The organism is Bacillus sp. F9_6S_D1_P_5 (genome assembly GCF_054823925.1).
The window spans coordinates 195,723-208,449 of the sequence record NZ_JBTREW010000010.1 but is presented as its reverse complement, the minus strand read 5'-3'; the positions used below and the strand labels follow the sequence as shown (position 1 = coordinate 208,449).

Here is a 12,727-nt window from a genome sequence, read left to right as displayed (position 1 = left end):
TTCCCATAAAAGAAACACCTCCGTATATTCGTATTTAAATTAAATACGGTATAAGAGGTGTTTTTTCCTTGTCTTATTTCATTGGGTCACTTCAGCTCATACTGGGTGTTTTTATCATGCCATTTACTTTAAAACGTCGGAGTTTTTTTCTCGTAATATTCCTCTGCAATCTCCTCATAAAAAGCTGCTGACGTCGTATAAAAATATGGAATTAGCCATAGGAACCCAATCCCGAGTGTAATACAACTTAATATAAACCAACCAATAAAACTTAAACATAAAATGAAATACTCCATTTTATGTCCATCCATCATACGACGGCTTTCTGTAATGGCCTGATTTATAGAATACTCCGGATGGTCATTTATTATAAAATACGTCATCGCATAAGAAAATGATTTAATGATGCCTGGAATAATAAATAGTAAAAACCATAAGAAAATATAAATGTTCACTACTATATATAATAAAAATGACTTTATAAACTTACTTCCCTCTGTAAACCATCTGAATATATGCCCAATACGCGCTTCTTTTTCACGAATGATATGTAGCGCTAAATAATAACCACCTAGTGTTAATGGACCTACCATCAATATTGAAATGATGTCTAATGAAAGTGAACTGTTCACTTCTTTCCAGTCCCAAACCTGAGAGAAAATGAAATCAATACTAAAACTAAAAGCTGTAATAAGAACCGAAATAAGTAATGTTGCTCCGACAGCTAATCCCCATTTCCCTTCTAATGAATCTAATGCTTCTCCTTTTAAATCACCAATCATGCTCTTCCTCCTATACGTAATAACTCTATTAGTATAGCATGTTCCTACTACAATTCATCTTTTGAAATATAGCGATAAAAATGCGCTGTCGTTGTACTCACATACGGGCTAAGCCAAAGAAAACCTATTCCAAGTGTAAAAATTGCTAAAATGGCCCATCCTATAAAACTTAGCCATAAAAGAAATAGATCTAATTTGTGCCCCTTCATAAGATTCTTACTTTCTTTCATTGCTTGCGAAACACTGTATTCTGGTTTTTCAACCATCACATAATATGTCATCGAATATGAAAAATACAGAATAGCCATTACAATAAACGAAATAGCTAATAAAATAAAGAAAACAATTATAAATGATGGATTTGCATTCTCATCAAGAAAACCTAATAGCCCAAATACAATCGTTCCTAACATCGGAACCCATGTACCTGTATATAACAAAATTGCAAGCATAGCCCACATTGTTTTCATCATTCTTTTAAAGCCACGAAATCCTTCAAATAAATAATCCACTCTAGCATCTTCTCGTTTGCTTATTTGTAGAAACAAATTCGTATGACCATATGTGGTAATGCCATAAGCCGCATAACTCAAAACTATCATAAAGCAGTAAAAAATCCCAAACGTAATAGCAGCTCCAATTGCCATCACGTCTTCTTCAATTGAACCAGTTGAAATAGATGCTAAAAGAACTATTATAGCTCCTGGGATTAATAGTATAAGCATTACAGCCATTGAAACGACGTAACTTACAATATGATATAAAATCGTTGATCCAACACCTAGTCCCCATCTTCCTTTTAAGGAGTGCAACGCTTCTCGTTTCATTTCACCAATCATTTCTTCATCCCCTTTATAAATTGTTGTACATTCTCTACTTATACAAGCATCAATATAATTATACCATTTTTGTAAAATTATCCATGAACTACACAAAAAATCCGTAAAGGCAAAGCCTTTACGGATTTTTTTATTTCATATCAGAAACGTTTAAACGGTTCACGGCACGTTGTAATGCCATTTCTGCACGTTTAAAGTCAACATGTGCTTGTTTATCTTGCATACGTTGCTCAGCGCGACGCTTCGCTTCATTTGCACGATGGATATCGATATGGTTTGCTTCTTCAGCAGATGATGATAATACAGTTACTTTATCTGGACGAACTTCGATAAAGCCACCGCTTACCGCTACATAATCAGTGTGTCCACCGTGTTTCAGACGAACTGCACTAATTTTTAATGGTGCAACAGTTGGAATGTGACCCGGTAAGATCCCCATTTCCCCACTCTCTGCTTTTACGCTTACCATTTCTACTTCTTTTTCGTAAACCGGTCCATCAGGAGTTACAATACTGACTGGAAATGTCTTCATACTTCGTCCCTCCTAAGGCCTTACGCCATCATTTTCTTCGCGTTTTCAATAACTTCTTCAATGCCACCAACTAAACGGAATGCATCTTCTGGAAGGTCATCATATTTTCCTTCTAGAATTTCTTTAAATCCGCTAACTGTATTTTTTACAGGTACGTAAGAACCTTTTTGACCTGTAAACTGCTCAGCTACGTGGAAGTTTTGAGATAAGAAGAATTGAATACGACGAGCACGATGTACAACTAACTTATCTTCTTCAGATAACTCATCCATACCTAAGATAGCGATGATATCTTGAAGCTCTTTATAACGCTGTAAAGTTTGCTGTACTTGACGAGCTACTTCATAATGCTCTTCCCCTACGATTTCTGGAGAAAGTGCACGAGATGTAGATGCTAATGGATCTACGGCTGGGTAAATACCCATTTGTGTTAAACGACGCTCTAAGTTTGTTGTTGCATCTAAGTGAGCGAACGTTGTAGCTGGTGCTGGATCCGTATAGTCATCGGCTGGTACATATACCGCTTGGATAGACGTGATAGATCCTTTATTTGTAGATGTAATACGCTCTTGTAATTGACCCATTTCTGTTGCAAGTGTTGGTTGGTAACCTACCGCAGATGGCATACGACCAAGAAGGGCAGATACTTCAGAACCTGCTTGCGTGAAACGGAAGATGTTATCGATGAACAGAAGTACGTCTTGTCCTTGCTCATCACGGAAATGCTCAGCCATTGTTAATCCTGTTAATGCAACACGTTGACGTGCTCCAGGTGGCTCGTTCATTTGTCCGAATACCATCGCAGTTTTCTTAATTACGCCTGAATCGCTCATTTCGTGGTATAAGTCATTACCCTCACGAGTACGCTCACCTACACCAGCGAATACAGAGATACCACCGTGTTCTTGTGCGATGTTATTGATTAATTCCTGGATTAATACTGTTTTACCTACACCGGCACCACCAAATAGACCGATCTTACCACCCTTAATGTAAGGAGCAAGTAAGTCTACTACTTTAATACCAGTTTCAAGAATTTCTACTTTAGTAGATAATTCTTCGAATGCAGGTGCTTGACGGTGAATTGGATCACGATGTACATCCGCAGGAACCTCACCATCTAAGTCAATTGCATCACCTAATACGTTAAATACGCGACCAAGTGTTACATCACCAACTGGTACAGAGATTGGTTTACCAGTATCTTCTACTTCTGTGCCACGAACAAGTCCATCTGTGGAAGACATCGCAACTGTACGAACTGTATCATCACCTAAATGAAGTGCAACTTCAAATGTTAAGTTAATGCTTCCGTTCTCATTGCTTTGTTTTACCGTAAGGGCGTTGTAGATTTCTGGTAGCTTTCCGCCATCAAACTTAACGTCTACAACCGGACCCATGATTTGCGTAACGCGCCCTTTATTCATCGGGTTCCCTCCTAGCTTTCTTTTAATTAGCCAACTTTCTACGAGCAGCTAGCTTTTAATTTTTTATTGGTTTATAGCTTACGCGACTCTTTTGACAGAGCCGCTTCCACTTTTTATTGAATCTAGCTCCGGTGTCTAGAAGGGCCGGTCATTTCACCCCTTCTGAGCAAACCACCTACGCTTTTTATTACTATTCTAACGCTGCTGCTCCACCAACGATTTCCGTAATTTCTTGCGTAATCGCCGCCTGACGCGCACGGTTGAATGAAAGTGTAAGTGAATCGATAACTTCCATTGCGTTGTCTGTAGCACTCTTCATTGCTGTCATACGCGCCGCGTGCTCACTTGCTTTACCGTCTAGTAATGCACCGTACACTAAGCTTTCTGCGTATTGTGGCAATAGTACTTTTAAAATTTCTTCTTCAGAAGGTTCGAATTCATAAGCTGTCGTCGGTTTGTCAGACGCCACATCAGTAAGCGGTAAAATTTTATTTTCCGTTACTTCTTGTGAAATTTTACTTACGTAATGGTTGTAGTAAATATACAGCTCATCATAAGCACCATCTGCGAACATCGCAATTGCTCGAGAAGCAAGATCTTTAATATCAGTAAATGATGGGTGGTCAGATAATCCAACTACTTCATCAATGATGTTAAAGCCGCGACGTTTTAAATAATCACGTCCTAGTCGTCCAAGCACAATAATTGAATATTGGTTTGAATCCATATTATGACGTTCACGAACTACGTTACTTACCGTACGTAATACGTTACTGTTATAACCACCTGCTAGTCCGCGATCAGATGTAATAACGATGTATCCTGTACGCTTTACAGGACGTGCATTTAGCATTGGATGATTAATTCCTTTACTTCCTTGCGCAATGCTCGCTACTACTTCTTGAATCTTTTCCATATACGGAACGAAAGATTTAGCATTTTGCTCTGCACGGTTTAACTTAGATGCAGATACCATCTCCATCGCTTTCGTAATTTGACTCGTTTTCTTTGTCGAGGTAATCTTCGCTTTTATATCGCGTAAAGATGCCACAGGTTTTCACCACCTTTTTTCCGGAAGTTGGCACGATTAGTAAGAATCCTCTTCCTAATCTACGTTGCAAGATATTCTTGCTCATGATTGAAGGAAAAGAATAGGTGCACCTACTCTTTTCCTTTACATAACCGTCAGCAATCTCAAAACCTGAGATGCCTTATATATATTATCTAGCTTCGGCGGCTTGTACGAGCCGCTTACGCTTTTATTAATCTAGTTCCGCCTCCTAGCCCCTTTCGTCTAAGAACCTTCCCCACGAGAAGGTAAAAATCACCTTCTGTGGGAAAGAACCTTAGCCGATGGGGCTAAACAGTCGGCTTCACTTTTTATTATTCAGAAGCTACGAATACTTTTTTAAATCCGTTAATTGCTGCTGCAAATTTGTCGTCATCCGCAAGTTTCTTAGTTGTGCGGATTTCTTCTAATAAGTCAGTCGCATTAGAATCTAACCAAGCATGGAATTCTTCTTCGAAACGAGTGATATCTACTACTGGGATATCATCTAGGAATCCACGTGTTAAAGCGTAAAGAATGATAACTTGTTTCTCTACACGTAACGGTTTGTGTAATCCTTGTTTTAATACCTCAACAGTACGAGCACCACGGTTTAGTTTCGCTTGAGTTGCTTTATCAAGGTCAGAACCGAACTGAGCGAACGCTTCTAACTCACGGTAAGATGCAAGGTCAAGACGAAGTGTACCTGATACTTTACTCATTGCTTTAATCTGAGCAGATCCACCTACACGAGATACAGAAGTACCCGCATCGATCGCTGGACGTACGCCAGAGAAGAATAGGTCAGATTGTAAGAAGATTTGTCCATCCGTAATCGAGATTACGTTTGTTGGGATGTAAGCTGATACGTCCCCTGCTTGTGTTTCGATGAAAGGTAGTGCAGTTAAAGAACCGCCGCCTCTTGCATCACTTAATTTTGCTGCACGCTCTAATAAGCGAGAATGTAAGTAGAATACATCCCCTGGGTAAGCTTCACGACCTGGAGGACGACGTAATAGTAATGACAGCTCACGGTAAGCCGCTGCTTGTTTTGATAAGTCATCATATACTACTAATACGTGTTTACCATTGTACATGAACTCTTCACCCATTGTTACACCAGCATAAGGAGCTAGGTATAATAATGGAGCTGGTTGAGAAGCAGATGCAGTTACAACGATTGTGTACTCTAATGCACCGTGCTTACGTAGTGTTTCTACTACGTTACGTACAGTTGATTCTTTTTGTCCAATCGCTACGTAGATACAAATCATATCTTCATCTTTTTGGTTAATGATTGTATCAAGTGCAACTGCTGTTTTACCAGTTTGACGGTCACCGATGATTAACTCACGTTGACCACGGCCAATTGGTACAAGAGCGTCAATCGCTTTAATACCTGTTTGAAGTGGTTCATGAACAGATTTACGATCCATTACACCTGGTGCTGGACTTTCGATTGGACGAGTGTTTGTTGTATTGATTGGGCCTAAACCATCAACTGGTTGACCTAATGGGTTTACAACACGACCAATTAGTTCTTTTCCTACTGGTACTTGCATGATGCGACCAGTACGACGAACTTCGTCACCTTCACGGATTTCCGTGTAAGGTCCTAAAATGATAATACCTACGTTGTTTTCCTCTAAGTTTTGTGCTAGTCCCATAACGCCGTTAGAGAACTCTACAAGTTCACCAGCCATAACGTTATCAAGACCATGAGCACGCGCGATACCGTCACCAACTTGGATAACTGTACCAACATCACTAACTTCGATTTCAGACTGATAGTTCTCGATTTGTTGCTTTATCAGTGCGCTAATTTCTTCAGCTCTGATGCTCATGTGCTTCACCCCTATCTATTCTTCATTAATTCACGCTGAATACGTGCTAATTTTCCTTGTAAACTTCCATCATAAATGCGATTTCCAATACGTACTTTAATGCCGCCTAGTAAATCTTCATCTACAACATTTTTTACGCGAATTGCGTCTTTTCCTGTTCTCTTTGCAAATGCTTCTGCAATGTTAAGCTTCTCTTCTTCTGATAGAAGACGAGTAGAATATACAGTTGCATCCGCTACGTTACGTTCTTCATTAGCAAGAACAACATATTCATCTGCAATTTCAGGTAAGATATCAATGCGTTTGTTATCAATTAAAATATATAACGTATTTAAAATAGATTCAGAAACAGATCCGAATACGTTTGCAAGAAACGTTTTCTTTTGTTCCTTTGAAATGTTCGGTTGCGTTAAAAAGCTATGTAGTTCTCCGTTCTTTACATAAACGTTTTGTACAAGGCGTAATTCCTCTTCAAACATTTCTAATACGTGTTTTTCTTTAGCAATTTTAAAAAGAGCGACAGCATAACGTTTTGCTACAATCCCATTGCTCATCGCGCTTCTCCTACTTCTTTAATATAATCGCGAATTAACTTCACTTGATCTTCTTCTTTTAATTCTTTTTCAATTACTTTAGAAGCAATTTGAACAGATAAAGAAGCAACTTGTTCTTGTAAAGCAGCAATTGCTTGCTCTTTTTCGCGTTGAATTTCTTGTACAGCAGATGCTTTAATTGATTCTGCTTCTTCTTTCGCAGCAGCAACAATAACATCTTTTTGATCTACAGCTTGTTTTTTCGCTCTTTCGATTAACTCTTGTGCTTCAACACGTGATTGTTTTAACATTTCACGTTGTTCTTCTACTAACTTCTTCGCTTCAGCATTACTTCTTTCTGCAGCGTCGATTTCATTAGTAACATGTTCTTCACGTTCTTTCATAATTCCCATTAAAGGACCCCACGCAAATTTGCGTAGCATTACTAATAGAAGTAAGAAAATGAACAATGTATAAGCAATCGTTCCAAATGGAATGGCAGCCCCTAATAATAAAGTTGGCACAAGGATTCACTCCCTTCAAAATATCTAAATTGATCATATGAAAAAAAAAGACATACGTTTCGTTCATAAAGCAATGGCGAAGAAAGTTCGGAAAAACACTCTTCGCCATCTATGTAAGGGGAGTCTCCCTTATTTGTTCATTACGATGAATGCAATAACTACACCGATGATTGGAAGTGCCTCAACTAAAGCAACCCCGATGAACATAATTGTTTGAAGTGCGCCTTTTAATTCTGGTTGACGAGCAACACCTTCGATTGTACGTGATACGATAAGACCGTTACCAATACCTGCACCTAATGCTGATAAACCAATTGCAATTGCAGCTGCGATTACACCTAAACTCATTTAATTTGTCCTCCTTTGTATTATAAAAAAATAAATTTTTTCTTACTTAAATTATATTAATGGTCATGGCTTACTTTATGAGCCATATAAACCATCGTTAACATAACGAAAATAAATGACTGGATTGATCCAACGAATACGCTGAATCCCATCCATGCTAACATTGGTACAAGCGCACCTAATGCTCCAAGGAATGATGCCCCGCCTAACTTAGCAAGTAATCCTAATAAGATCTCACCTGCATAAATGTTACCAAATAAACGAAGACCTAACGTTAATGTGTTAGCAAACTCCTCAATAACCTTTAATGGGAATAAGAATTTCATCGGTTGGAAATAACCTTTAACGTATTCTTTCGTACCCTTCATCTTAATTCCATAATAATGGGTGAGGGTAACTACCATCACGGCTAATGTTAATGTAACTGCTGGATCAGACGTTGGTGATCTCCACCATGCAATATGTTCGCCAGCCTCAACTGTTGAATACATGAATGGTAAACCAAGGAAGTTCGATACGATGATAAACATGATAAGCGTAACGCCAAGCGTTAAGAAACGTCCACCTGTTTTCCAGTCCATCGTACTATTGATAATCCCTTTCACGAAGTCAAACACCCATTCCATGAAATTTTGCATTCCTGTTGGGCGAAGGGCTAAGCTGCGAGTTCCGATAACAGCGATTAAGAAAACAATAACTGCTGCTACAGTAACCATCATAACTGATGACAAATCGAACGTTAAACCTAGAAATTCAACTAATCTACCGTGTTCCACTAGTAATTCACCTCTCTTCCCTGCTCTTATACTCTAAATAAAGAAAATCTATGATCATGACAAGGTATCCTGTCAGCAATCCCACACCTAAGCCCCACATCGCAATTAACTCTTGATATTTGGCTGCAAATAAAATTAATAACCCAATCGTGGCGAATCTCGAATATGTACTTACCGCTGTTGCCTTAAACTTCACGTTTTCTCCATTTGTTACGCGATCCAACAGCTTGTCTGTTCTACGTGCAATGATGCGCAAACTAAGAAAACTGAAAATCGTTCCGATAATCAGCCCAAGAAACACATCCTTGTAAGAGGTGAATCCCCATCCTAGCACTAGAAGCGCAAGCAAGTAGTACATATATTTCTTTTGTCTTTGGACAAGTCCATGTACGTCTATCATCATTGCTCTCCCGAATAGTAATGTCGAATGAGTCGAATCATTGCGTATACCCCTGTTCCTAATCCGAGTAATAACCCTATAATAAGAAACAATGGAAACGTTCCAACCTTATTATCAATCCACTGCCCACCAAAGATTCCAACAAGAATAGAACCGACTAATTGAGCAAGAATACCTGACATTAAAGCATAAGCTTTTATATGGCTGCGATCGTTTTTTTGCAAGGATTCATCCCTCCAATATGTAACCCTCATTCACGATGTGTTAATAATAACTCATTTTTTTGCATAAATCCTATACAAAATAAAAAGTTTACATTTTCGTCACGGAATAGATGTATTTTTGTCACTGAAAGCCCTACCATCTATCCCCGTTGTTAGCATACAATAGGGTATTAACAGTGTCAACGAGAAATCGTAAAAAATCAAAAAATTTGAGTATTAGTCATTTCCTCCCAAAAATGAAAACGTTCCCCTTCTAAATACTGGTTAGAGATATGCAATTTCTAACAGTTTTCTCTTTATAATAGAAGGAAATGTTCACAAGTTTGTCACTATTATATTTTTAAGATATAACGCTTTCCTTCCATAATATAGTGCTCTTTAGACGTAAGACTTCTATATTATATGTGATGTGTATGCAACTTATGTTGTATATACTATGTATATTTATCCCCCCTCCCCTACCTCATCAAGATACAAAAAAACGAGAGGGGAACCCCCCTCTCGTCAGTTGTCTTACTTCGTTCCGAATAAACGGTCACCCGCATCACCAAGACCTGGTACTACATATCCGTGGTCATTTAATTTCTCATCTAATGCTGCTACATAAATATCAACATCAGGATGTTCTTCTTGTACTACTTTTACTCCTTCTGGAGCTGCAACGATACACATTAATTTAATTTGTTTTGCACCGCGCTTTTTCAGAGAGTTAATTGCTTCAGCTGCAGAACCACCTGTTGCTAGCATCGGATCTAGTACGATAAAGTCACGCTCTTCTACATCCGTTGGAAGTTTCACATAGTATTCTACCGGTTGCAATGTTTTAGGATCGCGGTATAAACCAACGTGTCCTACTTTTGCTGCTGGAATTAATTTCAGAATTCCATCAACCATTCCTAAACCTGCACGTAAAATCGGAATTAAACCAAGTTTTTTACCAGCGATCACTTTTGTTGTCGCTTTGCTTACAGGCGTTTCAATTTCAATATCTTCAAGTGGAAGGTCACGAGTAATTTCAAAAGCCATTAAGCTTGCTACTTCGTCCACTAATTCACGAAAATCTTTCGTACCTGTATTCTTATCGCGAATATATGTAATCTTATGTTGAATTAACGGGTGATCAAATACATACAGTTTTCCCATGTGAATCTCTCCTTTAGATGATATTCATGCGTTTGCACGCTTTTTTACACTATTTACGATTGTAAAGAAAACGCTACTAATATTCAAGGGCAAATTTGGAAAAATCATGATTTTACGATGAATCTATCTAGTATCTTTACCAATTATGGGAGCTGTATCCTTCATTATATCGCCAAAATTTATTCATCATTTGTATACATACTTAAAGAACAATATATGTCCAAAAAAAAGACTGCTAAAACAATTACGTTTCAGCAGTCTTCTTCAATCTATTATAGATCTGTGTACATTGGAAATTTGCTCGTTAACGCTTCTACACGCTTACGTGCTTCTTCTAATGCAGCTTCATTTTCATGATTTTTTAATGTGTAAGCAATAAGTGACGCAATTTCATCCATATCTTCTAAACCGAAACCACGAGATGTTACAGCTGCCGTACCGATACGTACACCGCTCGTTACAAATGGGCTTGCTGTTTCGAATGGAATTGTATTTTTGTTCACTGTAATACCAACTTCATCTAATACGTGCTCCGCTACTTTACCTGTGATTTCTAAGTTACGAACGTCAATCAGGATTAAATGATTGTCTGTTCCGCCAGAAACAAGTGTCAGTCCTTCTTTTTGAAGACCTTCAGCTAAGCGGTTTGCATTATTAATGATATTTTGTGCATATGTTTTAAACTCATCTTGTAGTGTCTCACCAAATGCAACAGCTTTTGCAGCGATTACGTGCATAAGTGGACCACCTTGAATACCAGGGAAGATTGATTTATCAATTTGTTTTGCAAATTGCTCTTCACATAAAATCATACCACCACGTGGGCCACGTAATGTTTTATGTGTTGTCGTTGTAACGAAATGTGCATGTGGTACTGGATTTGGATGTAAACCAGCAGCTACTAAACCAGCGATATGTGCCATATCAACCATAAAGTATGCACCCACTTCATCTGCAATCTCACGGAATCGTTTGAAATCGATAACACGAGGGTATGCACTTGCACCCGCAACGATTAATTTTGGTTTATGTTCTTTCGCTTTTGCTAATACATCATCGTAATTAATACGGTGAGATTCAGCATCCACGCCATATTCTACGAAATTATATTGTACTCCACTAAAGTTAACAGGGCTTCCGTGTGTTAAGTGACCACCATGAGATAAATTCATACCAAGTACTGTATCGCCTTGCTCTAAAATCGTGAAGTATACTGCCATGTTCGCTTGTGCACCAGAATGCGGTTGAACATTTACGTGCTCTGCGCCGAAAATTTCTTTTGCGCGATCACGTGCGATATCTTCTACTACGTCCACGTGTTCACAGCCACCATAGTAACGTTTTCCAGGATATCCTTCAGCATACTTATTCGTTAAAACAGAACCTTGCGCCTCCATTACTGCTTCACTTACGAAGTTTTCTGAAGCAATTAACTCAATCTTTGAACGCTGTCTTCCTAGTTCTGCCTCAATTGCAGCAAATACCTTTTCATCTTGACGTTTTAAATGATCCACCAAAATCCCCCTTTTCTGAACGAATTACATCGATTCCCAATAGTTTTTTCTCATTTATTCAGAAAAAACGAAAATTCAGGTTGTAATTCTTTCGAACCTTCATGTTTTCAACTACATTCTAACATGACTTTCTTTATCATAAAAGAAAAAAAAGACCGAAAATCGGTCTTTTCTTTCTTCTATGATAAAGTCAGACAACATACCTTATTCGTAACTTTAACGGCAAGTGATAGTCTCTTCCTCCGCCGCATAAACAGCACGTGCTCCACCAATTAGTTTTCCACGTGTTGTTGCCATCGTTACATGTGCACTTCCAATTTCCTTCACACTAGTACGAACCGGAACAGCTACGTGCTTTAAATGCATACCGATAAATGTATCACCAATATCCATCCCCGCATCTGCTTTAATAAACTCAATTACTACTGGTTCTTTCAAATTGTGATAAGCGTATGTTGCTAATGCACCACCTGCTGATCTAACAGGCGTAACTGTTACAATTTCAAATTGATATTTCATCGCCAACTCTCTCTCAACTACTAAAGCACGGTTTAAATGCTCACAACATTGAAACGCCAACTCAATACCTGTTTGCTCTTGAAATTGTTTTAACTCAGAAAAAATCGCCTCTGCTACTTCCATCGTTCCTGATGTTCCAATTTTTTCTCCTAGCACTTCGCTCGTACTACACCCCACTACAAAAATTTGACCACTTTGTAATGAAGCTTGTTCTTGGAAATCAGAAAGCGATATTTGTAACTGTTCTCTTACCTTTACGATTTCTGTCATTACG

The 12,727-nt window shown here is 38.4% G+C and carries 16 protein-coding genes; all 16 read right to left on the bottom strand.

Going from position 1 to position 12,727, the window contains the following annotated elements; translation table 11 throughout:
• Window positions 1–128: 128 nt before the first annotated feature.
• The 16 genes from ACUXEY_RS14810 to ACUXEY_RS14735 all read right to left on the bottom strand — a co-directional run bounded on the left by ACUXEY_RS14810 (window position 129) and on the right by ACUXEY_RS14735 (window position 12,723).
• Window positions 129–782: a DUF975 family protein gene (locus ACUXEY_RS14810; RefSeq protein WP_166702813.1), complete on the bottom strand. Its 654-nt coding sequence runs from the start codon at window positions 780–782 to the stop codon at window positions 129–131.
• 47 nt (window positions 783–829) lie between these two features.
• Window positions 830–1,621, bottom strand: a complete 792-nt coding sequence (locus tag ACUXEY_RS14805; protein ID WP_461300987.1) for a DUF975 family protein — start codon at window positions 1,619–1,621, stop codon at window positions 830–832.
• Window positions 1,622–1,751: 130 nt separating this feature from the next.
• Window positions 1,752–2,153, bottom strand: a complete 402-nt coding sequence (gene atpC / locus ACUXEY_RS14800; protein WP_060487972.1) for a F0F1 ATP synthase subunit epsilon — start codon at window positions 2,151–2,153, stop codon at window positions 1,752–1,754.
• 20 nt (window positions 2,154–2,173) lie between these two features.
• Window positions 2,174–3,580 (bottom strand): F0F1 ATP synthase subunit beta, encoded by a 1,407-nt coding sequence (gene atpD, locus ACUXEY_RS14795; protein WP_001032593.1) that lies wholly within the window; start codon window positions 3,578–3,580, stop codon window positions 2,174–2,176.
• Window positions 3,581–3,770: 190 nt separating this feature from the next.
• Window positions 3,771–4,631, bottom strand: coding sequence for a F0F1 ATP synthase subunit gamma (gene atpG, locus ACUXEY_RS14790; RefSeq protein WP_063222513.1), 861 nt, complete (start codon window positions 4,629–4,631; stop codon window positions 3,771–3,773).
• A gap of 332 nt (window positions 4,632–4,963) precedes the next feature.
• On the bottom strand, window positions 4,964–6,472 hold the full coding sequence (gene atpA / locus ACUXEY_RS14785) for a F0F1 ATP synthase subunit alpha (RefSeq protein WP_000027521.1): 1,509 nt from the start codon (window positions 6,470–6,472) through the stop codon (window positions 4,964–4,966).
• Window positions 6,473–6,483: 11 nt separating this feature from the next.
• On the bottom strand, window positions 6,484–7,026 hold the full coding sequence (gene atpH, locus ACUXEY_RS14780) for a F0F1 ATP synthase subunit delta (RefSeq protein WP_000064683.1): 543 nt from the start codon (window positions 7,024–7,026) through the stop codon (window positions 6,484–6,486).
• Window positions 7,023–7,529 carry a F0F1 ATP synthase subunit B gene (gene atpF / locus ACUXEY_RS14775; protein WP_001142618.1) on the bottom strand — a complete coding sequence of 169 codons (507 nt, stop codon included), beginning with the start codon at window positions 7,527–7,529 and terminating at the stop codon, window positions 7,023–7,025. Before atpF ends, atpH begins: the two co-directional genes overlap by 4 nt.
• Before the next feature lie 129 nt (window positions 7,530–7,658).
• Window positions 7,659–7,877: a F0F1 ATP synthase subunit C gene (gene atpE / locus ACUXEY_RS14770; RefSeq protein WP_000052064.1), complete on the bottom strand. Its 219-nt coding sequence runs from the start codon at window positions 7,875–7,877 to the stop codon at window positions 7,659–7,661.
• A gap of 56 nt (window positions 7,878–7,933) precedes the next feature.
• Window positions 7,934–8,653, bottom strand: a complete 720-nt coding sequence (gene atpB / locus ACUXEY_RS14765) for a F0F1 ATP synthase subunit A (RefSeq protein ID WP_016085476.1) — start codon at window positions 8,651–8,653, stop codon at window positions 7,934–7,936.
• Between the two features lie 7 nt (window positions 8,654–8,660).
• Entirely contained in the window at window positions 8,661–9,053 is a 393-nt protein-coding gene (locus ACUXEY_RS14760; RefSeq protein WP_000567600.1) for an ATP synthase subunit I, read from the bottom strand.
• Window positions 9,053–9,277: an AtpZ/AtpI family protein gene (locus ACUXEY_RS14755; protein ID WP_001171223.1), complete on the bottom strand. Its 225-nt coding sequence runs from the start codon at window positions 9,275–9,277 to the stop codon at window positions 9,053–9,055. Before ACUXEY_RS14755 ends, ACUXEY_RS14760 begins: the two co-directional genes overlap by 1 nt.
• Window positions 9,278–9,303: 26 nt before the next feature.
• Window positions 9,304–9,417, bottom strand: coding sequence for a DUF4024 domain-containing protein (locus ACUXEY_RS14750; RefSeq protein WP_000232961.1), 114 nt, complete (start codon window positions 9,415–9,417; stop codon window positions 9,304–9,306).
• A 373-nt stretch (window positions 9,418–9,790) separates the two neighbouring features.
• Entirely contained in the window at window positions 9,791–10,420 is a 630-nt protein-coding gene (gene upp, locus ACUXEY_RS14745) for a uracil phosphoribosyltransferase (RefSeq protein ID WP_000517533.1), read from the bottom strand.
• A gap of 272 nt (window positions 10,421–10,692) precedes the next feature.
• Window positions 10,693–11,934, bottom strand: a complete 1,242-nt coding sequence (gene glyA, locus ACUXEY_RS14740) for a serine hydroxymethyltransferase (protein ID WP_166702815.1) — start codon at window positions 11,932–11,934, stop codon at window positions 10,693–10,695.
• Window positions 11,935–12,150: 216 nt separating this feature from the next.
• Complete coding sequence (locus ACUXEY_RS14735; RefSeq protein ID WP_429602407.1) at window positions 12,151–12,723, bottom strand: TIGR01440 family protein; 573 nt, start codon at window positions 12,721–12,723, stop codon at window positions 12,151–12,153.
• Between the last annotated feature and the right edge of the window lie 4 nt (window positions 12,724–12,727).